The organism is Paenibacillus sp. JCM 9796 (assembly GCF_055379675.1).
In genome coordinates, this window is record NZ_AP043723.1 from 5,402,778 (window position 1) to 5,427,636 (window position 24,859).

General features: G+C 46.1%; 22 protein-coding genes and 1 pseudogene. 22 read left to right on the top strand and 1 reads right to left on the bottom strand.

The window, feature by feature from the left end:
* Window positions 1-7 precede the first annotated feature (7 nt).
* From ACZ439_RS25975 to ACZ439_RS26030, 12 genes and pseudogenes are all read left to right on the top strand, one after another.
* Window positions 8-1,045, top strand: a complete 1,038-nt coding sequence (locus tag ACZ439_RS25975; protein WP_464620381.1) for an ABC transporter substrate-binding protein — start codon at window positions 8-10, stop codon at window positions 1,043-1,045.
* 22 nt (window positions 1,046-1,067) lie between these two features.
* A complete protein-coding gene (locus tag ACZ439_RS25980; protein WP_054796223.1) occupies window positions 1,068-1,853 on the top strand; it encodes an ABC transporter ATP-binding protein in 786 nt (261 codons plus the stop codon).
* Between the two features lie 12 nt (window positions 1,854-1,865).
* Window positions 1,866-2,696 (top strand): ABC transporter permease, encoded by an 831-nt coding sequence (locus tag ACZ439_RS25985; RefSeq protein WP_054796222.1) that lies wholly within the window; start codon window positions 1,866-1,868, stop codon window positions 2,694-2,696.
* Entirely contained in the window at window positions 2,693-3,487 is a 795-nt protein-coding gene (locus ACZ439_RS25990) for an ABC transporter permease (protein WP_054796221.1), read from the top strand. The genes ACZ439_RS25985 and ACZ439_RS25990 overlap by 4 nt, the downstream gene beginning before the upstream one ends.
* 24 nt (window positions 3,488-3,511) lie before the next feature.
* Window positions 3,512-4,645, top strand: a complete 1,134-nt coding sequence (locus ACZ439_RS25995) for a M24 family metallopeptidase (RefSeq protein ID WP_464621171.1) — start codon at window positions 3,512-3,514, stop codon at window positions 4,643-4,645.
* Between the two features lie 9 nt (window positions 4,646-4,654).
* Complete coding sequence (locus tag ACZ439_RS26000; RefSeq protein ID WP_464620382.1) at window positions 4,655-5,983, top strand: MmgE/PrpD family protein; 1,329 nt, start codon at window positions 4,655-4,657, stop codon at window positions 5,981-5,983.
* 309 nt (window positions 5,984-6,292) lie between these two features.
* On the top strand, window positions 6,293-7,204 hold the full coding sequence (locus ACZ439_RS26005) for an SDR family oxidoreductase (RefSeq protein ID WP_054796217.1): 912 nt from the start codon (window positions 6,293-6,295) through the stop codon (window positions 7,202-7,204).
* Window positions 7,205-7,308: 104 nt separating this feature from the next.
* Window positions 7,309-7,725 (top strand): Rrf2 family transcriptional regulator, encoded by a 417-nt coding sequence (locus tag ACZ439_RS26010; RefSeq protein WP_127609810.1) that lies wholly within the window; start codon window positions 7,309-7,311, stop codon window positions 7,723-7,725.
* Between the two features lie 89 nt (window positions 7,726-7,814).
* Entirely contained in the window at window positions 7,815-8,678 is an 864-nt protein-coding gene (locus ACZ439_RS26015) for an SDR family oxidoreductase (protein ID WP_054799309.1), read from the top strand.
* A 342-nt stretch (window positions 8,679-9,020) separates the two neighbouring features.
* A complete protein-coding gene (locus ACZ439_RS26020; RefSeq protein ID WP_054796216.1) occupies window positions 9,021-10,457 on the top strand; it encodes a DHA2 family efflux MFS transporter permease subunit in 1,437 nt (478 codons plus the stop codon).
* An 18-nt stretch (window positions 10,458-10,475) separates the two neighbouring features.
* Window positions 10,476-10,607, top strand: a pseudogene (locus tag ACZ439_RS26025) (malate:quinone oxidoreductase); the annotation flags it as partial.
* A gap of 417 nt (window positions 10,608-11,024) precedes the next feature.
* A complete protein-coding gene (locus ACZ439_RS26030) occupies window positions 11,025-12,527 on the top strand; it encodes a malate:quinone oxidoreductase (RefSeq protein ID WP_464620383.1) in 1,503 nt (500 codons plus the stop codon).
* Between the two features lie 279 nt (window positions 12,528-12,806).
* On the opposite strand, the gene ACZ439_RS26035 is transcribed toward ACZ439_RS26030, so the two are convergent.
* Window positions 12,807-13,685, bottom strand: coding sequence for a helix-turn-helix transcriptional regulator (locus tag ACZ439_RS26035; protein WP_054796215.1), 879 nt, complete (start codon window positions 13,683-13,685; stop codon window positions 12,807-12,809).
* Window positions 13,686-13,806: 121 nt separating this feature from the next.
* On the opposite strand from ACZ439_RS26035, the gene ACZ439_RS26040 reads away from it, so the two are divergent.
* From ACZ439_RS26040 to mnhG, 10 genes are all read left to right on the top strand, one after another.
* On the top strand, window positions 13,807-15,192 hold the full coding sequence (locus ACZ439_RS26040) for a hypothetical protein (RefSeq protein ID WP_464620384.1): 1,386 nt from the start codon (window positions 13,807-13,809) through the stop codon (window positions 15,190-15,192).
* A 324-nt stretch (window positions 15,193-15,516) separates the two neighbouring features.
* The gene (locus tag ACZ439_RS26045) at window positions 15,517-16,770 is read left to right on the top strand and encodes an ABC transporter substrate-binding protein (protein ID WP_464620385.1); all 1,254 of its coding nucleotides are present in this window, start codon (window positions 15,517-15,519) and stop codon (window positions 16,768-16,770) included.
* Window positions 16,771-17,217: 447 nt separating this feature from the next.
* Entirely contained in the window at window positions 17,218-17,490 is a 273-nt protein-coding gene (locus ACZ439_RS26050) for a hypothetical protein (RefSeq protein WP_054796212.1), read from the top strand.
* 484 nt (window positions 17,491-17,974) lie between these two features.
* Complete coding sequence (locus ACZ439_RS26055) at window positions 17,975-18,154, top strand: rhodanese-like domain-containing protein (RefSeq protein ID WP_464621172.1); 180 nt, start codon at window positions 17,975-17,977, stop codon at window positions 18,152-18,154.
* Between the two features lie 559 nt (window positions 18,155-18,713).
* Window positions 18,714-21,590 carry a Na+/H+ antiporter subunit A gene (locus ACZ439_RS26060; protein ID WP_464620386.1) on the top strand — a complete coding sequence of 959 codons (2,877 nt, stop codon included), beginning with the start codon at window positions 18,714-18,716 and terminating at the stop codon, window positions 21,588-21,590.
* A gap of 2 nt (window positions 21,591-21,592) precedes the next feature.
* A complete protein-coding gene (locus tag ACZ439_RS26065; RefSeq protein WP_054796211.1) occupies window positions 21,593-21,931 on the top strand; it encodes a Na(+)/H(+) antiporter subunit C in 339 nt (112 codons plus the stop codon).
* Window positions 21,924-23,402 carry a Na+/H+ antiporter subunit D gene (locus tag ACZ439_RS26070; protein ID WP_054796210.1) on the top strand — a complete coding sequence of 493 codons (1,479 nt, stop codon included), beginning with the start codon at window positions 21,924-21,926 and terminating at the stop codon, window positions 23,400-23,402. The genes ACZ439_RS26065 and ACZ439_RS26070 overlap by 8 nt, the downstream gene beginning before the upstream one ends.
* Before the next feature lie 5 nt (window positions 23,403-23,407).
* On the top strand, window positions 23,408-23,887 hold the full coding sequence (locus ACZ439_RS26075; protein ID WP_464620387.1) for a Na+/H+ antiporter subunit E: 480 nt from the start codon (window positions 23,408-23,410) through the stop codon (window positions 23,885-23,887).
* Window positions 23,887-24,177 carry a Na(+)/H(+) antiporter subunit F1 gene (locus ACZ439_RS26080; protein ID WP_464621173.1) on the top strand — a complete coding sequence of 97 codons (291 nt, stop codon included), beginning with the start codon at window positions 23,887-23,889 and terminating at the stop codon, window positions 24,175-24,177. The genes ACZ439_RS26075 and ACZ439_RS26080 overlap by 1 nt, the downstream gene beginning before the upstream one ends.
* Window positions 24,161-24,517 carry a monovalent cation/H(+) antiporter subunit G gene (gene mnhG, locus ACZ439_RS26085; RefSeq protein WP_464621174.1) on the top strand — a complete coding sequence of 119 codons (357 nt, stop codon included), beginning with the start codon at window positions 24,161-24,163 and terminating at the stop codon, window positions 24,515-24,517. Before ACZ439_RS26080 ends, mnhG begins: the two co-directional genes overlap by 17 nt.
* The last annotated feature ends 342 nt before the right edge of the window (window positions 24,518-24,859 follow it).

The following is a 24,859-nucleotide window of genomic DNA, read 5'->3' on the forward strand; positions in this document are numbered from 1 at the left end:
AAAGTCGTTGAAATGTTTAAACGGGTTCAATAAGACCATAACAGTGTCAATTTCCCTGTTTCTAATTATGTTTGCGCTTACAGGTTGCGGTAATGCGGGAGCCGGCCCGAGTGGTGGAGATACGGCCAAGAGTACAGCCGGAAAACCGGAAAAGGCAGACATTAAAATTGGGCTGCCGCTGAGGGGGGCTACTTTTCTACCGATCTATTTAGCGGACCAAAAGGGATTCTTTAAAGAGGAAGGGCTGAATGTAAGCATTGCTGAATTTAAGGGAGATGCCGGTGTTATTCAGGCATTGGCGGGCAACTCCGTTGATATTAACGTAGCTTCATTAACTGGAATCGTCAACTCCATCAAGTCAAACCAACAATTTGCTGCTTTTTGGGGCGGATTTAACCAGGCTCCTTTTGATTGGTACAGTCCCAACATGAAGTCGATGAAGGATATCAAGGGGAAACGTTTTGGTGTTTCTACTTATGGCTCACTAACCGATGCTTTGACCCGGTATGCTGTCCGCCAGGCTGGACTCGATCCGGAAAAGGACGTGCAAATCCTGCAAGTAGGTGGATCGGCTAACGCACTTGCAGCGATGCAGTCCGGACAGATTGATGCATCAACTCTCGATAATCCGTATAAATTTATGGCCGCCGATAAGGGCTGGAACCTTCTGTTGAGCGAGAGAAAAGATCTGACACCAACCTGGCCGCAACATGTTGTTTATGCCAATAAAGACTTTATAAAGAAAAACCCGGAAACCATTAAGGCTTTTTTACGTGCTTTGGTTAAGGGAGTGGATTATATGGAGAAAAATCCTCAAGAGGCTGCGAAGGTGTTGGCTGATACTCTACAATTCGACGAAAAGTATGCTTCTAAGGCACTGGAGGATATGATGCCGGGCTTCGATAAAAAGGGGAAAATTGATCCGAAAGGTATCGAATTTTTTTGGAAGATTACCGTTGCCATGGGGGATGCCGACAAAGCTTGGCCTGACGATCAATGGCTCGACAATACGTTTTTAAACTCAGCAGATCAATGGCTGAAATAAAAAAGACGGGAGGCTTTAAGCAATGGCGTATTTAAGTATTCGGAATGTCGAGATTACTTATAAAAACCATAAAACGGGCAAGGATTTCCTTGCCCTTTCCGGTGTTAGTCTTGACGTGGAAAAGGGAGAGTTTGTTACCATTGTCGGGCCCAGTGGATGTGGAAAGAGTACTTTACTGCTCTCGATTGATGGCCTACTCCCCCATACGGGCGGAGAAATCCTGATTGACGGCAAGCCTGTGACCAAACCCGGGAAAGACCGTGCGCTGGTATTTCAAGAATTTGCCTTGCTGCCATGGCGTACGATTGAGCAGAACATCTGGTTCGGACTGGAGCTTCAGGGGGAAAAGAAGGAAAAATTGCAATCAGCGGCCGACCGCTTCCTAAAGCTGACCGGACTTGTACAGTTTAAAGACCATTTTCCCCATCAATTATCCGGCGGTATGCGGCAGCGAGTGGGAATTGCACGAGCCCTGGCTGTAGATCCCGATATCCTGCTCATGGATGAGCCCTTCGGAGCTCTTGATGCACAGACACGGGAGATTATGCAGAATGAACTATTAAAGATTTGGGATGAGAATCGGAAAACCGTATTTTTCGTCACTCATGGTATCGATGAATCCATTTATTTGGCCGATAAGATTGTGGTCATGAGCGCAAGACCAGGAACAGTCAAGGAAATTATTGATGTCAAACTGCCCCGCCCCAGAGGTTTGGAGGTTAAAGAAACTACTGAATACGCAAGACTTCGGAGACGTATCTGGGAACTGCTTCAAGACGAAGTGACGGCATCAGCCGGTTGGAGTTAAGGAGGTCATGGAATGGGGTTGAAAACGGAAATTGCATCTGCTGCTCCTGTACAACCTGCCGAAAAGGGGATGCTTCGTAATATTACATCACGAGTGAAGTGGGGAATCGGTTCGGTTCTTGTATTCCTTCTGTCCTGGGAGTTTGTAGCCGCACTGCGCCTGGTTGATCCGCAGTATATTAGTCAACCAAGCCATGTGGCTGGTGCAGGAATTAAATTGTTAGTGACTGGTGATTTCTACTATTCTGCTTATATTTCATTGGTCGAATTAGTCACCGGGTTTATACTTGCTGTTCTCGTAGGGGTGGCACTGGGATTACTTATGGGTCATTACCGGATAATAGGTGGGCTTTTTGACCCTATGCTCATGGCACTATATGCGACACCACGTATGGCGATGATCCCTTTATTTGTCATTTGGTTTGGAGTAGGGATGGGAAGTAAGATATTTGTTGTCTTCATTGGGGCTTTATTTCCTGTCTTAATCAATACCATAACCGGAATCCGTCAGGTAGATCGAATATTAATACGCGCCGCACGCTCTTACGGAGCTACGGAATGGCAATTATTTACGAAAGTGTTTCTTCCGGGAGCCTTGCCGGCTATATTGACGGGAATCCGCCTTGGATGGGGTCGTGGAATCCTTGGTGTTGTAATCGGGGAGATGTATGTAGCAATGGCTGGTCTTGGTTACATGATATCTACAGCTGGGAATGCCATGCAAACAGATCGGTTGTTTTTCTTAATTCTTATTGTAGCTGGTCTAGGATTTCTCGGGACGAGCGCCTTCCAGCGACTTGAGCAAAAGTTGACTCCATACCGAGAGGAGCAACAAGGGGCATGAGAAATTCACAAACATCAAAATGGTTTAGATGGTACCATAAAAGCGAACAATTGATTCTTGGGTTCACTGGCATGATCTTGGTGGTTGCCGTATGGCAAATGGCCTCAGCATTGGGGTGGATCAATACCTTTCTGGTTAGCAGCCCTTCGCAAATACTTTCGTCAGCTATTGAGCAGACGACTAAGGGGGCAATTTGGGCAGATTTCCAGGTAACAGCCATAGAGTTCATCATTGCCTTTGGGATATCTGCAGTTATTGGTATTTTATGCGGTCTGGTGATGGGCTGGTATCGTCACATCGAATATGTCGCTGATCCGTTTCTTTGGTTCTTTTATTCAACCCCATTGATTGCGTTCTATCCATTATTTGTTATGTGGCTTGGTCTTGGTTTTAAAACGGTTGTCATGATGGGATTCTTAATGGCGGTTATCCCCATTACCATTAATACATTCGCCGGTGCCAAGGGAACAAACCCGATTCTTATTCGCGCTGCGCGTTCTTTTGGGGCGACGAATCGGCAAATGTTACTGAAAATATCTCTTCCTTCCGCCTTACCCATGATTGTTACCGGTTGTCGAATCGGTGTAGAAAGATCGTTGATTGGCGTGATTGTCGGTGAAATGTTTAGCTCGAACTCTGGCCTCGGCTTTCGTATCAGTTATTACGGGTCACGACTGCAAACCGCGAACCTCTTTGTATCTCTCGTTCTTGTGGTTCTCTTTGGACTGATCCTCACACAATTGATTCGTTTAGTGGAAGCACGCCTGCAAAACTGGCAGCCCAAATCATAATAAGGAGGATTTGCTTTGCAAACCATGCATCCTGTTGTTTTACATGGATCGACCGCGTGGGATCAGGAACGACTGCCACGGGATGAATTTAATGAGCGATTGCAATCCATTCAAGAAATGATGAGACAGAATGAAATCAATGGTCTTATTGTGTATAGTGACTGCCGGGACTATGCCAGGTTATGCTATATCACTAACTATATACCCAAACACAGTTGGGCAATTGTACTGATTCCGGTTCATGGAAAACCCCGTTTACTGGCCAAAGTTGCAGGTTCTCGGGATATTCCTTCTGTCAGTGTGTTGACCTGGATTGACGATATTAAACCGGCACAAAACATCACCGGGGAGATTGAGCTGTTCGTTAGCGAAGTCGCAGAAGATGGGCAGCCCGTCATAGGAATTTGCGGGAAGGCGGAGATGAGGCATACCGTATATACAGAAATTGCGGCCGGATGCCAGGGGAATTCATTAAAGGACATGGATATCCCCTTTGATCAATTGTTACGACATAAACGCCCCCGTGAGATTAGTGTGATGCGTGAAGCCAGCGGGATCTTAAAATCCGTGGTGGAAGCGATGAAGGAGATTCAGCGCAGAGGCGGCAGTGTGGTTACAACAGCTGTGGAAGCGGAACGTGTCGCCAGATATCTGGGAGCCCATGACGTGAGAGTGTTATACAGCACGAATCACGGGAAAACCTTAGAGCCTTTTGAGACGCTGTCTGATGTGCGTAACGATCGCCTGGTTAGCTATGTGGCAGTCGAATGTCTTGGATATTGGGTGGAAGCGATGGTGACATTATCACAGCAAGCTAGCCCCATTGATCTTCGAGCTGCTGAATTACTACAATTCTTAACCCAGTCATTAAAGCCAGGTGCGAAAGTCGGGGATTTGGTCCATCAAGCAGAGAAAATGGCTCAGCCCTATCAACTTCATCCGCTGCTTCAAAATGGATTTGGACACAGCATTGGATTATCGATAGTAGAAGCACCGTTGCTACATGCATCCCGTTCAGAAAATAAAGTTGAAGCAGGAACCGTCTACTCCTTGCACGCTGGACTGACAGACAACAAAGATAATAACGTATTGCTATCGTCTATGATGCTGGTAACAGAAAATGGAAATGAAATCTTGTGGTCGTCGGTAGGGCAGTGAGGTGCTTTCATGACAAAATTACATTCTCTTGCTGAATATGTGGTTCATGCACAGTTCTCTACCGAAAGGAGCGAGCTTTCTGCCCATATCCTAGATACCGTGACAGCGTGGATTTGTGGTCAGGCTACTCCTGAGGGAGAACAATTAGGCAAGAAATTAAATGAAGAGCATCCCATTTTGCGGGGGGTGCTTCAAGATGATGTTTTGAACCAAGTCATAGTGAACTGCGCGATTACGCGTTTATCAGAGATTGATGATATCCATCTTGCTTCCTGTATCACCCCGGGCTCCGTGATTATCCCTACGGCATTGACCCTATGTTCTAATTTAAAGGTAGACTTTTCGCTTACAACCTTTACGGATGCGGTAATTGCAGGGTATGATCTCATGACAAGATTAGGAAAAGCAATTAAGGGTACGGAGCTGCTGTACCGGGGGATTTGGCCAACTTATTTTTGCGCAGCCTTTGGAACTGCAGCAACGAGTGCCCGAATACTTGGATTATCGGAAAAGGAAACGGTCCATGCCCTTGCTCTCGCCCTCAATTTATCGACCGGTGGAATAAGCAGGGGGAGTGAAATGCCATTTCGCTGGTTTACTCTTGGTTATGCAGCGAGATCCGGGTGTATGGCATCTTTAATTGCAGCGAAAGGATTTACTGGAAGTTCGCAAATGCTGGAGGGGAATTGGTTTGAACACACATACGGGATCGAAGCGGATACTGCGGCTATAGTTGAGGATCTTGGCCAGGATGGAATCTTAAAGAGGATCAGCATGAAACCGTTTTGCTCGGCAAAACAAGTAATTCCTTCGATTTATGGATTTACCAAATTGCTAGATCAGGGGATTTCACTGGATGACATCACGGAGGTTAACTTATTTGTTCCCCTTCCGTTTGTATCAATGATTAAGAACCGACCGACCAATAGACTCTCATCTCTATCAAGCGCACCCTATCAGTTAGCGGTAGCAGCGTATCATCCTGCTGGATTATATGATATTTCCCGCAATGAAATCCTTAATTCCGAGGAAATTCGATCGTTTATGGATAAAGTTCATGTTATTGGAGATTCCACTTTACTTTCGTATTATCCTGAAAAATGGCCTACAAGGATCGAAATCAAGACTTCTTCACATGGAATAGCAAGCGAGATGGTTACGGACTCACCCGGGGACCCCGAAATGAAGTTAAGTTCAGAGGAAATAAAGCGAAAGGTTCATTCTTTTCTCGATCCGATTCTTGGAGCCCGGCAAGCAGCAGAAGTGATCGAATTTGGCAGGAATTCCGTGTTTGATAAATGCTCCCTTTTAAACTTATACAAAACCATCAGGCGATAGTTTAAGGGTGTAACTTTCTGTCCTATCCATTCAGCACCTCATGACTTGGACCAAAGAAAAAAGAGACTCTCCGGAGTCTCTTTTTTCCTGTTCTGCAATGGCTTTTATCGCGTTCTATTCCGTTTTCCAACCTCACTGAAAACGTAATCAATTCAGCAATCCCTAGGCTGCCGGCATGTATTGGCACTCTCGTTACGCTAAAGGGCAGCAGCATAGTTGAAAAGATACCTTCGCTGTTTATAATATGACATAAGTTGGCATATTTAAGGTTTATAATGGGCGGTAGATCAACGAAAGGAGTGACAGATCATGAAACCTCTAATTGGAAAAGTGGCTTTGGTGGCAGGTGCAACACGCGGCGCTGGTAGAGGAATAGCTATCGAATTGGGAGCAGCAGGGGCCACTGTTTATGTGACAGGACGCACGACACGAACACGACGCTCCGAGTACAATCGTCCTGAAACTATTGAAGAAACCGCTGAACTTGTAAGTAATGCGGGTGGTCGAGGAATAGCGGTTCAAGTGGATCATCTGGATCCTTATCAGGTTCAGGCTCTTATTGCTCGCATTGAGAATGAACAGGGGAGACTGGACATCCTGGTCAACGATGTGTGGGGGGCTGAATATTTGGCACAGTGGAACGTGCCCGTGTGGGAGCATTCCCTTGAACGGGGGCTTCGCATGCTTCGGCTTGCGATTGACACGCATATTATTACAAGCCACTTTGCAATACCCCTGTTAATCCAAAACAAGAATGGACTGGTCATTGAGATAACGGACGGCACGGCAGAATACAACGATAAAAACTACCGTTTATCACTGTTCTATGATCTAGCCAAGACGTCTGTCATTCGTATGGCTCAGTCTTTAGCCCATGAACTTTCACCATACAAATGCACCGCAGTAGCAGTGACTCCGGGTTGGATGCGTTCTGAAATCATGCTTGAACACTATGGTGTTAAGGAAGAAAACTGGCGTGACGCCACTGTGAAGGAACCTCATTTCAGCATCTCGGAATCGCCTCGTTTTGTAGGGCGCGCCGTTGCCGCGCTAGCTGGAGATCCGGAAGTTGCCCGATGGAACGGTGACTCTGTTTCAAGCGGTAAGCTCGCGCAAGTATATGGTTTTTATGATCTTGACGGCTCACAGCCAGACTGTTGGCGGTATCTCGTAGAAGTTCAGGATGCAGGCAAACCGGCGAATGCTGCTGGTTACCGTTAATATTCAATAAAATAGACCGGATTCAAGGTTCTATAGGAAGAGAACCTCACATATTGACATTATATCTTGTGGTAACTATAATGGTTACAACGGTGGTGATACAAGTGAAGCAAATCAGTACGCGCTTTTCGATTGCAGTGCATACCCTTTCCCTAATTGCCGTCAGCCCGAAGGATTGCACCGGGGACTTTATCGCGAGGAGCGTTAATACGAATCCCGTGGTAATCCGGAGAATTATGGGGATGTTAAAAAAGGCGGGGTTAGTGGACGTTCGCCCAGGCGTAGGGGGCGCTACCTTGCTTAAGGATTCCGACCGGATTACGCTTCTTGATGTTTATCGTGCCGTGAACGCGACAGAGGAGAATCAACTGTTTCGCATTCACGATAACCCAAATTTCGATTGCCCGGTTGGGCGGAATATCGAGCAAGTCCTTCAAGCGGAATTGAGAGACGCCCAATCCGTGATGGAACAAAGGCTGGCACAAACGACGTTAGACCAACTAATCGAAAAGTTCAAATAAAAGCTCCCATCAGAGCTTTTATTATATGCACTTGTTGTAATAATAATTGTTATAACAGTAGTGATTACAAAAAAATGGAGGAAACAGCGATGAAAATTTTAGTGACTGGTGCAACAGGGAAACTGGGAACGAAAGTAGTGAACACGTTATTGAAAACCGTACCGGCGAATCAACTAGCTATCAGTGTTCGCAATCCGGAGAAAGCGGAAGACTTTCGCGCGAAAGGCGTCGATGTTCGGCAAGGAGACTTTGATCGTCCGGAAACTTTGGATGCCGCCTTCGCGGGGATTGATCGGATCTTGATCATTTCCGCTGACGGGGACAATGACACCCGAATTCGTCAACATACGAATGCAGTAGAAGCCGCTGCCCGTGCGAAAGTCGGTTTCATTGCATATACGAGCATCGCGAATGCAAGCGAAAGCAAGAATCTCATGGCTCCGCCGCATCAAGCCACGGAAAAGGCCATTCTGAAAACAGGAATTCCTTACGCATTCCTGCGGAATAATTGGTATCTGGAGAATGAAATTTCGAGCATTCAAGGCGTACTGGCAGGAGCGCCTTGGGTGACGTCCGCAGGTTCTGGAAAGGTAGGCTGGGCCCTCCAGCAAGATTATGCGGATGCAGCAGCAACCGTTCTTACAGGAAACGGACATGAGAATAAGACTTACGAGTTGTCCGGCAAGCCGCTCACGCAGGAACAATTGGTGTCTGCTCTTAGCTCTGTACTGGATAAGGAAGTTCCCGTGCAGCAAGTCGATGATGGCGCCTATGCCGACATCATGAAAAATGTTGGTGTACCGGACTTCGTCATCCCGATTCTTGTCGGGATCCAACAAGGAATTCGTGAAGGCACATTGGATGTCGAAAGCACCGATTTCGAAAAGCTGCTTGGTCGGCCGCTAACGCCAATTCACGAGGCGCTTAGCCAACTTGTACGAGCAAATTCCTAAACACCGTAAGGAAATTGACACGACCGACCTCTTCTGGAAGCAAGAGAGGTCGGTTTTTTACGCGGTAACTAAGTCCCGTCGAGGTCAACGGTAAGCGGGGCCACGACTTCCCGGCGATCGTCGTAGCCGAAGGGGATGGGGTCAAGCTCCGCTTCTGGCACGGACGAGGCGCCGAGCACCCGATGCCATCCTTGACGGAACGGGCAAACAACTCCCATTCGATTTACAAATTTTATGTTCCGGGTATTGACGTGGGTAACTTCAGATACTATTGTAGCAGAGAGCGGACCGAATACAGGGTCTCGTACAAATAGACATTTTTCTGATGAGGAAGTGGGAGCGATGAAGAAACAATACAACACGCGGGCCATCATGGCGTCGCTGCTCATATGCGGCTTCGTCGGCATGTTCAGCGAGACGGCGCTCAACATCGCGATCAGTAATTTAATGGACGTGTTCCGAATTTCTGCCGCGACCGCTCAGTGGTTGACGACAGGGTTCCTGCTGACGCTCGGTATTCTGATGCCGATGACCGGGCTGCTGCTGCAATGGTTTACGACGAGACAGCTGTTCATCGGCTCGCTCGTGAGCTCGATCATCGGCACATTGATCGCGGCGCTCGCGTTCAATTTCGAAATGCTGATGGTCGCTCGCGTACTGCAGGCGGCCGGTATGGGCTTGTTGATCCCGCTCATGTTCAATACGATTCTCGTCGTCTATCCGCCGGAGAAGCGCGGGGCTGCGATGGGCTTTGTCGGTCTCGTCATTATGTTCGCGCCGGCGACCGGCCCGACCGTGGCGGGTCTCCTGATCGAATATTTAACATGGCACTACATCTTTTGGCTCTCGCTGCCGTTTTTGGTCATAGGGCTGTTGATAGGGCTGAAGTATTTGGAAAACGTCACCGACGTTACGAAGCCCCGCATCGATCTGCTGTCCGTCACATTGTCCACGATCGGCTTTGGCGGCGTCGTCTTCGGCTTCAGCAAGGCAGGCGAAGGCGAAGAAGGCTGGACCAGCGCGATCGTGGTCACATCGATCGTTATCGGGCTGGCAGCGCTCGCGCTGTTCACGTTGCGGCAGACGTTTATGCGCGAGCCGATGATGAACCTGCGCGTCTTCAAGTACCCGATGTTCTTAGTGGGGCTGCTTATGGTGCTGTCGTGTATGATGATTATTTTGTCGAGCATGATTATTCTGCCGATGTATCTGCAGAACGGCATGAGACTTTCCGCGTTCGCCGCCGGGCTCATGCTGCTGCCGGGCAGCGCGCTGAACGGCATCCTGTCGCCGCACATGGGGCGTTTGTTCGACAAATATGGGCCGAAGTGGCTCGTCATTCCCGGCCTCGTCGTCGTTGCAGCGATGTTATGGTTTTTCTCCGGCATTACGCCGGCGTCTTCGGTCGGTTTCATTGTCGCCTTGCATATCGGCCTAATGGTCGGCATCTCCATGGTGTGGATGCCGGCGCAGACGAACGGCCTGAACCAGCTGCCACCGGAGCTGTATCCGCATGGCACGGCGGTCATGAACACGCTGCAGCAGGTCGCAGGCGCGATCGGCACGGCGATCGCGATCAGTATCCTTATGAGCGGCATGGAGAATTATTTGCACGACTCCCCCGCGCCGACCGAGCTGACCGAGATGGCCAACGCGATGACGTTAGGCTCCCAGAACGTGTTCTTGTTCGCGATGATTGTGACGCTGATCGGTCTGGCCACGGCGTTCTTCATCCGCCGCGTCGTCGTCAACCATGCGTCGATGAATCCGATGCATTGATGTTACGAAAGGGTACCCCTGCAAAAATCCGGTATTCCTGAAGGAAAACATATTTGGAGGATTCCCGGTAAGCGGAATATTTATGGTGTGTCTGTTCCGCATCTTGACACAAGATTTATCGAAAATAAAAAATCGTTGCTATTTGGACCGTTATAGTATTGATTGGATTGGACTAGATTATCTAGTCCTTTTTATTTTACAAATCCCAAACAGGGATCTGGCACTTATTTTTTACTAAATCAAAATAGCACTAATATTTGTGTATAACAATATAAGAAGAAGGCCAAGACATATGTGCAAATACAATGTAACACCTATTTTTACAAAAACTAGCTATAGTGGAAGCTGATTTGCACGCTATAAGGATTATCCGGTAAGGTTTCTTTGCCGCACTTCTTGTCGTATACCTTATAACTATCATATAATAGTATATAAATATTTTAATCTATAGGATTATAATCGAGACAGAAAAGGTGTATGACTAGATCGCGCCTTGGCTTGGTGTGACTCCTAAGCAGGAGCGCCTGCATCCTTTCTGCGAATTTTAAAGGTATAAGGAAGGTAAAAATGAGCAACAGAGAAACTAAAACAGACGTTATCTTAATTGGTGCCGGAATCATGAGTGCGACTTTGGGGACACTTCTGAAAGAATTAGTACCGGACTGGGAAATTACAGTATTTGAGAAGCTCTCAAAATCAGGAGAGGAAAGCTCTAACGAATGGAATAATGCGGGAACGGGGCATGCGGCACTGTGCGAGCTTAACTACACGGTCGAAAAACCGGATGGATCTGTAGATATTAGTAAAGCTATCAAAATTAATGAACAGTTTCAGGTTTCAATGCAGTTCTGGTCTTATCTTGTAAGCAGCAAGCTGATACATAATCCACAGGACTTTATCATGCCATTGCCTCATATGAGTATGGTCCAAGGGGAACAAAATGTAACGTTTTTAAAGAAACGTTTTGAAGCGATGTCAAATAATCCTCTGTTTCAAGGGATGGAATTTTCCGATGACCCTGGAAAACTGATGGAATGGATTCCGCTTATTATGCAAAACCGTCCATCGAATGAACCTATAGCGGCAACAAAAATCGACTCTGGAACTGATGTCAACTTTGGTGCTTTAACGCGTATTTTGTTTGACCACTTAAAGAGCAAAAACGTCGATATAAACTACAAACATAGTGTTAATGATATTAAACGTACTAGCGACGGCTTGTGGGAATTGAAAGTGCGGAATCTCGATAGCGGTAACGTCGAACGCCATACTGCAAAATTCGTCTTTATCGGAGGCGGGGGAGGAAGCCTGCATTTACTGCAAAAATCCGGTATTCCTGAAGGAAAACATATTGGAGGATTCCCGGTAAGCGGAATATTCATGGTGTGTAATAATCCGGAAGTTGTAGCGCAGCATCATGCAAAAGTATACGGCAAAGCTAAGGTTGGAGCCCCACCAATGTCTGTACCGCATCTTGACACAAGATTTATCGACAATAAAAAATCGTTGCTATTTGGACCGTTTGCCGGCTTCTCACCAAAGTTTTTAAAAACCGGTTCCATGTTTGATTTGGTAACTTCCGTAAAACCGGATAATCTCGTAACTATGTTGTCGGCAGGTGCAAAAAACATGTCATTGACAAAATACCTGATCGAGCAAGTAATGTTATCGAAAGAAAAGCGCATGGAAGAGTTACGAGAGTTTATCCCGAACGCCAAAAGCGAGGATTGGGATTTAGTAGTAGCGGGCCAACGTGTGCAAGTTATCAAAGATACTGAAGCTGGCGGCAAAGGTACACTTCAATTTGGTACGGAAGTTATTAGTGCCGCCGATGGCTCGATTGCAGCATTACTAGGTGCTTCTCCAGGTGCTTCTACTGCTGTTCACGTTATGCTTGAGGTAATAAAAAAATGCTTCCCGCAACATATGAAAGAGTGGGAACCGAAAATTAAAGAAATGATTCCTTCTTATGGCGTGTCACTAATGGAAAATCCAGAGCTTCTGCACGAAATTCATACTTCAACAGCAGAGACGCTTGGTCTAAGCAAAAAAGAGCTAGTCTATAGTTAATTATTTGGATGTAGAAACAAAGGGAGTTAATGAAAAAGTTTAACCAACATTTTTTATCAATGGACAATCGTTTCTCAGAAAGCAAGAGCACGACATAATGAGGCTGCCGCGGAATCATGCTGTAGCCTCATACTCGTTTAAGGTAAACATTTGTTCCCTAAACAAACGAACGAAAAGCTGCAGCGCTAATCCCCTGGGCCTTACCTACTGTAGGGTGACAAGAACTTTATCCCATTCCCGATGGAAGTAAATGAATTCCATAACCTGTTAAGGTCAAAGCTATTTGTAGGCATACGCTTTCTTGGATGCAGTACGATACTTGGCGGGTGAAACGCCCATATGTTTTCGAAACAGTTGGCAAAAGTAAGAGTCGCTATTAAGACCGACTTCTCTGCTTATTTCCTTTATGGATAAAGAGGTCGTCGACAAGAGCAAGCATGCCTCTCTCAATCTTTTCACCATAATATACTCGGTAATTGAGCAGCCCATTTCTTCACGGAAAAGATGAGAAATATGGTAAGGGGATAAATGAAGTTCGGAAGCGAGCCACTCAAGCGCAAACTCTTGCCTGTAATGTGCTGAGACCCATTCCATGATCATTTCCGAATGCCGCGTTTCCCGCTTTTTGGAGGAAGCAGTGTCAAGCTTAGGCCCGATAATACCGCGCAAATACCGTAATAAAGATATCAAAAATATAACCATTTCCTCTTGCTGTTCATATGCACCGGCCGTTTCCAATCTGTCCCGGAATTCGGTGAACAGCTCAAGTACTTTATCGTTCTCGTGCAAGTCTATGAATTGCATGGAAAGCCGCTTTTTCCAAAGATACTGAAAGAAAGCACGCAAGGATGGAAACGGTTTCAAATAGGGGTCGGCGATGACGGGGTCGAACACAAAAGTGGTCCGCACGTAAGGCGAATCCGGACAGGTATCCATGTTGATTTTATGAAGCTGATACGGCTGGTAGTACACCAGCATTCTGGATTGAATACGGTGTATGTTTTGATCCAATATAATGTGTCCGTCGCCTTGATGTATATAGTGGAATTCGATTCCCTGATGGGCGTGAAACATTTCCCACTGATTTTCCGTTGTTTCATGCTGGTAAGAAAGAACAAAACAATTGCGTCCCAGCTCCAAATTTTCAATCAGTTTCAATAGACGTTCCCTCCATTCACGAACCGCAATCTAACGACATTTTACCACAACCGATTAATATGCGATATTGGCTATACTTGAAACAAGGAAAAACACCAACTGTAGGAGAGGAGCAACTTCAATGGATGAGAAAATTGTTTTGACCGAAGTTGAAAATGACATGTTCGACCCCATCGCATATAAAGACAGCCGCTTCTTAAGACCTACCGATACCGTCGAACATTTAAAACAATTGTTGTGGTTTGAATTCGAGCTTTCGCGGATGACTGCAGGATGGGTGCCGGGTGTGTCGAACTACGAGATGAAACTCAAACTGGGCCGTTTCTCTTATTTGCACAACCGCAATGTAAAATGTCTTCATACCCGCATCAGCGAGCTGCCGGGTTCGTTCAACGATGCGCAAGGTTCGCCGCCGGTCGTGCGCGAAGCGTTCGAGCGACTGTCTACGGCGGAAAACCATGATCAGTTTTTGTTAAGCTATTTATTTGTTTTGCAGCGGCTGCATGCGGAATATGACGAATTCATGCAAAAGCTCGATCCGCTGATCGACGCTCCGACCGTAGATCAGCTGAAAATCGTTTATATCGAGCTGCCTGACATGCTGAACTGGGCAAGTGAACAAGTCCAGATTGCGCATGTCGACTATAAGGGAGGGGATAACAAAACGCAGTTATGGGGAGAGTATGTCGCCGTCGTCTGGCATCTTTTACGGGTGTCTGAACAGAGGGGGGCCGGTGAGACCGCGTGGCCGGCTCATCCGGTGGAAAATCCGGCCGGTCCTATACCCATGGATTCGGCGTGGGATCCGAGATTCCCTATATATAAACCGCAAACGCGGAACGAAGATAAAGCATTCGAAGGAGCGCTTCAGCCGAACAAAAACTTTTCCGACCCGCTGATGTCTCCCATTTTTGATAGCGTCAAACAGATGATCTACATTAACTCCACGGAAATCGGTCCTGCCGAAGCTCTGTGCTATGCGTATTACGGCTTTCAGAACATGCCGCTCGATTTTTATTACGATTTGGCGCGCCACATATGGGATGAAATGCGTCATTCCGAGATGGGCGTCAGAAGACTTAAACAGCTAGGATTTTCCACTGAGGAGTTCAGATATGTGAAAGGTTCGCCCGGCAAGGAAGTGACCGATGAATGGTTGTCGGACATGTATTCCGGCTTAACGATGATCGCCGAGCCGTGCTCGTTTCTCAAAAAACGGAAAAGCGCAGAGTCTTTTTGGAAATTCGGCGATGCGCTCTCTGCGATTCAGACGGAATTTGATATCGCTGATGAAAGAATGCATGTCGATTTCGGCAGGAAGTGGGGGCCGGAGCTCTACAAACAGCTTGGACAAATGGTCACTGCGAAGGAATTGGCGGAAAAAACGAGAATACGCCGTCTTGAAGAACTGGCGGCAGTCTCATCGGAAGAGATCAAAAAGGTCGTCAAAAATTTCCCGATGTTCTGCGGGTTTTCCACGCAGGAGTTAAATTACGGCAATTATTGAAAGACGATTGGACTGCATAAGGTGCAAGGGCCTTTGATCCTTTTCATCGTATTTTTTGCTTGAACCAAAAAACAGTTGTGAAGTTGCACAAACCGCAATTTCACGGCTAGTTTTGGAAAACCGAAACTGCAGTCGCCAGAAAGGCAACGCTTGGCGGCTGCATACAGCAAAATGTAATCGGGATTAAAGTATGTACGAAGAGAGTTGTTGCTGTATTTTCACCATTTTATGAAAGCGCTTCCAATTATATTTGTGATCGTCTAACATTATTTTGTTTGAGCACAGCCAAACAAAAAAATATTTAAGTTGGGGGAGGACTTACGAATGACTAAAAGATTGGCTATAGTTGCTACAGTGATTTTGGCAATGCTGCTCAGCGCCTGTGGTGCCAGCTCCACAATGAAACCGGATAACGTGAGAGCTGAAGAATCTGCAGGTTCCGGTAGCGGTGGCGGGGTATCTGACTCCGGCAAAGATCCCATTGTTATTGGAGGCCTGCTGTCCTTGTCGGGTCCTCAAGCTTCGCCGGGGGAAAGCGCCAAAAATGGCATCGAGCTGTATTTTGCGCAGCATAACTACATGATCGGCGACCGCAAGGTGGAACTTAAGTTCGAGGACGACGAAGGCAATCCGCAAGTAGGAGTAAGAAAGTATCGCCAACTGATTGAGAGCCATAAGGCGGACGTCGTTCTCGGTCCCTTGTTGAGCAACGTGGTTTACATTCTGACCGAGGAAGTAAAAAAGGCGAAGAAGCCGATGATTATCGTTACTGCGGCGGCCAACGATATTTCTTGGTCGAAAAAGAACGACTACATGATCCGCACTTCCATCTCCAACTGGATGAGCGGTACGCCTGCAGGCACCTACTTCGCCAAGCATGTCGGCAAAACGGCTTATATCGTCGCTAGCGATTACCCGGCGGGACGCGAGGTTGCCCAAGCTTTTAAAGACGCTTTCGTCGCGGACGGCGGTAAAATCGTGGAAGAAGCGTATCCACCGTTAGGGGCGAATGACTTCGCCACTTATTTGAATCAAATCAAGCTGGCGAAGCCGGAATTGGTTTTCAACTTCATGCCAGGCGCGGACGGCATCCGGTTTATCAAGCAATACAAAGAGTTCGGGCTGAAGGGCAACATTCCGCTTACCTCTTCGGGGGAATTCGGCGATGTGCTCATCACCGAACCGACCGGAGCGGATTCTGAAGGGATTTTAAACACGATCCATTATTACCCTGAATTGGACAATGAAACGAATAAAAAATTTGTCGCCGACTTTAAAGCCAAATACAACAAGCTGCCGGATTTTTATACGGTATATGGGTATGATGCGGCTCAAGCGTTCGCCGAAGCGGTCAAAAAAACGGGTGGAAGCGTCAAGAGCGATGATTTATTGAAAGCGTTTAAAGGCATTGCGATCAACAGCCCGCGCGGCACCATTGTGATCGATCCGAAAACAAATAACCCGATTCAAACATTCTATGCCGGCAAAAACGTGATGAAAGACGGCAAAGTAAAATTTGAATTGATAGAGAAAGTCGGCGAGTTCACCATGCCGGAAAAAGATCCGGCAAAACAATAAAGCGACTTCATACATATCTCCATTCACGTTGCCACCCGTCGACACGAAGGCATGAACGGGTGGCATGTTTGGTACGTGAATGGGATCCGTCTTCCGCATCGATTGCCGATTTTAGAAAAGAACATATGTTAAACTTTCCCACGGAGTAAATGGCCGCCGCAGGTTAAACGCTATGCGGTCGATCAAGGTCTAATAAGAAGTGAAAAATAAAACAAGAAAAACATAACAATAGATTGTGACACAAGACAAGACACATACATAGAACTACTGTCGGACGACACAAACGTGATCCGATTTTCGTTTTGCGACACAAACATTATCCGTTTTTCCATGAGTTAGAGGAAACGTCGGAGAGAGGTCGTCCGCGCTTGTTAAGCTCCATTTTTTTATACGCCATTTTCGAGAACTGGCCATAGCTTGGTTCTCACTTATTGTAAAGGCAGCTGATTGACGACGGATGACAAAACAATCGCTATTGGCACAAAAGAAGGGCTATATTTGTCGAGCGATTCCGGAAATTATTTCGAAAAGGTTTTGCCGCAGCTAATGATCATTGCACTATCATTCGGAAATAACGGTGATTTGTTAGTCGCGGAGGCAAATTCCCAATCGATTTTACAAATATCTAAAGTGAAGAGAAATAAAATTATGGCAACAGAAAACAAATATGCCGGCGATAATCAACTAAAATCAATCGAAGCTATGGAGGAAATAAAGTAATGAGATTTATGTTCTTGTCACCCGACACGACACAAACATTATTCCCTGCTACTTACTGATAAAAACATATCAAATATGCCTATTTATCAAGTATATTTTTATTTGTAATATATGCTTGTGTTAGCCGATTTTTTTGGCTGGCATTTATATTAATCCAGGCAAGCAAGAATCTCATTTGAAAAGGAATTTTCGTGAAGCTTAAATAATAGTCGCGGCTTTTGTATTTTATGGGATCAAGTTCTTGTCACGAGCCAATGACAAGAACTTGATCTCAATCCCGATTTTGACAAGAACTTGATCTCATTTCCGACGGAATCGATTTAAGAAATCTTTGGTAACGCAGAACGATAGTTAAAAATAAGGTAACAGATTGCCGCGGCAGGCAACTGTTCCTTTTTACAAAAAAGTAACGAGGCAGTTATGCTCAATCCGTTTATGTTATGCTATGGATATAAGATTAATATCTACAGTCCTGATTGCTGACATGGGAGTTTGGGCTTATCGCAGACATGTTCCGCTTAGAGACTTTCATTTAATAAAAATAACGGAGTTGCCTAGGCTTCTCACTGCAAATACAGGCTTACAACTTCTTGACGTACGTGATTATATGGAATATGAAAAAGAACATTATCCAAGTTCAATCAATATATCCTCGTCCCGTTGATAATGACCGCGCCTGCTTATTATAGCCTATCCAGTCTTTCATTGAAGTATATAAGGAGCTTGTTCATTTTTCACTCTATGAATGATTCTTACATATTCCCTCGGAGAAAAGGGATAGGAGAGGTCTATCGTAATTGTAGAATATCTGGTTGAATAGATGTTAAACGTGTAATTGTAGGGAAACATATAAGTTCCATTGGAGCGCTGTTTGGTCATACGATGGTTCCATGCGCCTCCCGCCATGAGGATGAGTACAAATACGATAGCTGAAACGGTTATTTTTCGCGTTAGCATGAGGTTCGTCTCCTTTCTTTCCTAAGAGTAATCCCCTATATCTCCATCTTTCATTCCTCAGACGTAAAGATATTTTTGACAACACGAGGTTGGGACGATATACTTAGCAACAGCAAATAAAAAATTAAATATAAGTTTTAATCGGAGGAGCCTGCCAACAACGGGCTCTTTTTGCGTTTTTTAGCTGTTCGACAGTATAGATTTACTTTTACTCAAAGCTGGAAATGATAAATACGTATAACACGCTTGATTAAGGAGGATGAACTTTGTATTTGTTGCATCTTGTTATTTTTTTGCCTTTTATTTTCGCGTTAGGCAGCCTGATTCTGAATAAAATGATGCCGCACATCCATACCGGATGGTTTATTTTGCCTGCACCCGTTTTGATATTTATTTATTTTCTGGTACGGTTGCCAGAGGTTCAGGATGGGGAGCGATTAACGGCCGCGGTACCGTGGATCCCTTCACTAGGAGTGAATTTTACCGTTTATTTGGATGGGCTCAGTCTGCTGTTTGCGCTTCTGATTTCGGGGGTCGGTTCCTTAGTTATTCTGTATTCGATCTTTTATTTGAACAAAAGAAAAGAAGCGATCGGTCAGTTTTACATTTACTTGCTCCTATTCATGGGAGCTATGCTCGGGGTAGTGCTTTCCGATAACCTGATTGTGCTGTACGGATTCTGGGAGCTGACAAGCATTTCGTCTTTCCTCCTGATCGCTTTCTGGTACCAAAGGGAAAAGTCGAGGTACAGCGCTTTAAAATCAATGCTAATTACCGTGTTCGGGGGCTTGGCGATGCTAAGCGGGTTCGTGCTGCTCTACGTTATTACAGGAACATTCAGCATTAGGGAAATTCTCGCGAATGTAAACACGATAACGGAGCACAGCTTATTTGGTCCTGCGATGCTGCTTGTTCTGCTGGGGGCCTTCACGAAGTCTGCACAGTTCCCGTTTCATATTTGGCTGCCGGATGCAATGGAAGCACCAACGCCGGTAAGCGCGTATTTACATTCCGCAACTATGGTTAAGGCGGGATTGTATTTGGTGGCACGGCTTAGCCCGATATTTGCTGGCGAAGCAGTCTGGTTTTGGCTTGTTTCCGGAACGGGGATCGTGACCTTGATTTATGGATCTTATCGAGCGCTCAAGCAGACAGATTTAAAATCACTGCTTGCCTTTTCAACGATCAGCCAACTGGGACTAATTATGAGCTTGCTCGGTCTTGGTTCGGCAGCAGCCATTTATTCCGGAACAAGCGAGTCTTTGTTTTACGTGAAAGCTACGATGGCGGGTATCTTCCATCTTATCAATCATGCGATATTCAAAGGCGCCTTGTTCATGGTTGTGGGTATCGTCGACCATGAGACGGGAACGAGAGATATCCGTAAGCTGGGCGGTTTAATGTCGGTCATGCCGGTGACCTTCTCCATCGCTTTGATCGGGACATCCTCCATGGCCGGACTACCGCCGTTTAACGGCTTTTTGAGCAAGGAAATGTTTTTTACGGCCGTCCTTAACATTCTGAAGTTGGATGTTTTTAATATGCAGTTTATAGGCGTGTTCTTCCCAGTTATTGCTTGGATTGCGAGTATCTTCACGTTCTTATACAGTATGTTATTGTTATTCAAAACGTTTACAGGGAAGCGGCAGTTTGACAAGCTGGAGAAAAAGCCGCATGAGGCTCCGCTTGGCATGCTTCTTCCTCCTGTTGTTCTGGCATCGCTCGCTGTCGTTTTCGGCTTGTTTCCAAATTTATTGTCGTACACACTAATCGAGCAGGCAATGGCAGCGATTCATCCGACCCTGCTACTGCCAGGACAACAATTCGATACGGATATTCATATGTGGCATGGCTGGACGACTGAAGTATTTATGACGATAGGCGTTGTCGTATCGGGAATTGTACTTTACCGCCTGTATCATCGCGTAACGTGGCTTAACCGGCCGTTATTTAGCGGGGTATCCCTAAATAAAACCTATGATGGCGGGCTTAACATGCTGGATAAAGGAGCAAAAGGTCTAACAGATCGTTACATGACGGGCTCCATTCGCCATTATTTGATTTATATCTTTGCGTTTTTGATTGTCTCTATTACGATTACAATGGGCGGCTCTGCGAATATGCGGTTTGACTTCTCCGAATATGCGCCGATGTCGTTATATGAAGCGGTTGTGATTTTCGCGCTTATCTTATCAGTGATTGCCGTTCCGTTCGCCCGCACGAGAATGCTTGCAATCATATTGACAGGTACGGTCGGTTATATGGTCACCTTGTTTTTCGTCATCTTCCGTGCGCCGGATCTGGCGCTGACCCAGATGATCGTGGAGACGGTATCCGTTACGTTATTCCTTCTGTGCTTCTACCATCTGCCTAAACTGAAGAAAGAGATTGAGACATTGAGCTTTAAACTGCCGAATTTCGTAATCGCGCTTGGGGTGGGCGTGGTAATGACCTTACTTGCTCTAAGCGCAAGCAGCAACCGATCGTTTGAATCGATAGCGGATTTTTATATTAAGGAAAGCTACAACCTCGCAGGGGGTAAAAATATAGTTAACGTCATCCTTGTTGATTTTCGCGGTTTTGATACGATGCTGGAGATTGTTGTGCTTGGTATTGCATCCTATGGGATCTATGCTCTAATCAGATTGAAGATAAAACATGAGGAGGAACCCGCTACCCCTGGTTATTGGGAGAGTGGAGGTAAGCTTCCGATCAATGGAATTCGAAGCAATGATGTAATTTTGAAGACACTATCCAAGGTTGTTATATTTATCATTTTGACGTTTTCCTTGTACCTGTTTTTCTCCGGACATAATGAGCCTGGCGGCGGTTTTATTGGAGCGCTGATGACGGCTGCCGCATTCGTACTGTTAGCAATGGCGTTTGGCATCAAGACGGTTAGTGAAGTCATTCCGATCGATTTCCGCAAGGTGAGTGCTGTTGGCATTCTAGTCGCTTTACTCACGGGTGTAGGCTCTTTCTTGTTTGATGTGCCATTTCTTAGCCATACCTTCGGCTATCGGAATCTGCCGCTGCTCGACCATACCGAATTGGCAACCGCAATGCTGTTTGATTTGGGCGTTTACCTAACCGTCGTTGGCATCACCATGACGATTATTTTGGCGATAGGGAGGGATAAGTAAAGATGGAACTATACATGTCACTTGCGATTGGCGCACTGTTCACCGTCGGCGTGTACCTGCTGCTGTCGAAAAGCCTGCTGCGCATTATACTGGGTACCTCACTCCTTACGCACGGTGTTCATTTGCTCTTGCTTACGATGTCCCGTTTAAAAACAGGGGCAGCTCCGCTGCTGGGGCAAAAGGCAGAGTCCTATGTGGATCCACTGCCGCAGGCGCTTATTTTAACATCCATTGTGATCAGCTTCGGCGTTACGTCCTTCTTCTTCGTGCTTGCCTATAAGGCTTATCAGAAACTGGGAACGGACGATATGGAGGAATTAAGGGGGAAGGAAGATGAATAATCTGCTTGTATTGCCACTTCTTATCCCTTTATGTACAGCTGCTGTCCTTATTTTTCTCAAAAATAAGATATCGCTTCAAAGGTGGCTTAGCAGCCTTAGTTTATTGGGCACAGCAGCCTCCGCAGGGATGATATTGTATCAAGTAAGAACGGAAGGCATTCAAACACTGCATATGGGAGGATGGCTCCCGCCACATGGAATCATATTTGTAGCTGATATGCTGGCTGCACTCCTTGTTCTTGTAACAACGATTGTTGGAGCCTTTTGTTTGTTCTACTCCTTCGGTACGGTCGGGGAGCAGCGGGAACGTTATTATTATTACACTTTCTTTCAATTTCTGCTTGTAGGGGTTAACGGCTCGTTCTTGACTGGAGATCTGTTTAACTTGTTTGTCTGTTTCGAGGTGATGCTGATATCTTCTTATGCGCTGATTGTACTTGGCGGAACGAAAAGGCAGCTGCGCGAAACGCTAAAATATATTTTAATCAATATTTTATCGTCCACGTTATTCGTAGCGGCTGTAGCTTATTTATATGGCGTTGTAGGTACGCTGAATATGGCGGACCTGTCCCTGCGGGTAGCAGAGGCAGGCCAAGAAGGCGTATTAAACGTCATCGCCATTTTGTTCATGATTGTTTTCTCGCTAAAGGCGGGCTTGTTTCTCTTCTTTTGGCTTCCCGGATCCTACAGCGTTCCGCCGGCAGCTGTGTCGGCATTATTCGGCGCTCTATTGACGAAGGTAGGCTTATATGCGTTGATTCGGACCTTTACACTCGTGTTCTACCACGACCCGGTTATTACTCATAGCTGGATTGCTTGGATGGCCGCCGCTACAATAATCCTTGGTGCATTCGGGGCCATAGCCTACTCGGACGTGCAACGGATAATAAACTATAATGTTGTCATTACAGTAGGGTTCATTGCTTTTGGGCTGTCAGTGACCACTAAGACTGCGATGGACGGAGTCGTCTTTTATTTATTGCATGACATGGTAGCGAAGGCGATGCTTTTTATTTTGGGAGGCCTAATCGTACATGTAACTGGCACGAGCCAGCTCAAGGAAATGGGCGGCATGATTAAGCGGCATCCGGCAATGGGCTGGATGCTCTTCATCACCGCTCTAGGGATTGCGGGTATTCCACCGCTTAGCGGCTTTGCGGGTAAGCTGCTCATCATTCAGGGAGGCTTACAGGAGCATTATTTCTGGCTGACTGGTATCGCGGTTGCATCCAGTTTTATCGTGCTTTATTCATTAGTCCGATTATTTATAAGCGCCTTTTGGGGAGAAGAGAAACTGTCGTCGAATCCTCAGACGGTTCTCTCTAAAGGGATGCTTTTATCGGCTGGGGGGCTGTTTATTATTATGATCTTGATGGGACTTGGCTCGGAGTGGGTATATCGTGTCGTATCGGAGGCTGGAAACACACTGATGAATCCGGAAATTTACATTAATGCGGTACTGAAGGAGTAGAAGAGATGGCCTTACAAATATTGTTAAACCTGGCGATTGCCTTCGTCTGGATGTTCTTATACAATGACTTCTCGGCTCCACGGTTTACGGTCGGGTACTTGCTCGGGATCATTTGCATTGGACTGCTTAGCCGATTCTGGCCGCATGACTTTTATATGAGACGATTATGGGCGGTTGTTAAGCTGCTTGTCCTCTTTACTAAAGAGCTAACTATTTCCAGTTTCGTGGTCATAATGCAAATTATCCGGCCCCGACTTGCCGTTCGACCAGGCATATTCGCGCTAGAAACGGAACTTAAATCGGATTGGGAAATTACCGTTCTATCCTGCCTCATATGTTTGACCCCCGGCACATTGACGTTGGATGTGGCGCGGGACGGCCAGACACTGTATATTCATGCCATGGATATCGAGAATGTGAATGAGCTGTCTAAGCAGATCAAAGGTACGTTTGAAAGGGCGATTATGGAGGTGACGCGCTCGTGATGTCTAGTTTGCTGCTATTATCGTTAGCCATTTTGTCACTTGCGATCGTTGGCTGTATGTATCGGCTACTGAAAGGGCCATCGATCTCGGACCGTATCGCCGCGCTGGACACGATCGGGGTTCTGCTGCTATCCATGATCGCGGTCATTTGCATGCTGCTAAAAACCTATGCATACTTTGACATCATTTTGGTCATAGGCATCTTGACCTTTATAGGAACTACCGCCTTTGCGCGATATATAGAAAGAGGTGTTGTCATTGAAAGCGGAGATGATGATTCAGATCGGTGAAATTCTGATTGGATTGCTGGTATTATCAGGCGCTTTGATAAGCGCACTAAGCGCATTCGGTCTGATCAGGCTGCCAGATGTTTATCTGCGTTCGCATGCTGCAACCAAAAGCGCAACGTTAGGCGTGCTTTTCATCTTAGTCGGCGCTTTTCTTTATTTTGCGTTATTTTTGGAGCATGTAAGCGCCAAGTTGCTGCTTGGCATCGTCTTTGTATTTATAACAGCACCTGTGGCCGGTCATTTGAATGGACGAGCGGCGTACCGCTCGGGCGTACCGATGTGGGAGCGAAGCGTGCAGGATGATTGGGCGAAGGACTTAAAAAAGAAGGAGAGCAAATAAGGGGAAAAGCAGTCTCACTTAGAGACTGCTTTTTTTGCTTTTTATGAGACATTCATGTTCTTATTTGCCACATCGATGCCTCTTTAGGAACAAACACTCACTCCTTCATGAGGTTCCAACAAGCATTTGAAGCGACCAATCGAATTCCTTTTGCGGATAACTGTTATCACAATGGTTACGAGTTTCCAATATTGATCTAATTTTGAGAAAAGCCCAGTCTGTGTTTCCTTCAATGGCTTATGCTTATTTTACTATTGATGTTGAGAGAATTTATTCAACTGAAAGTTGACGGACTTGAAACACTAATCACCGGTAAAGCCGTAATAGTAATTCGTAATGGGA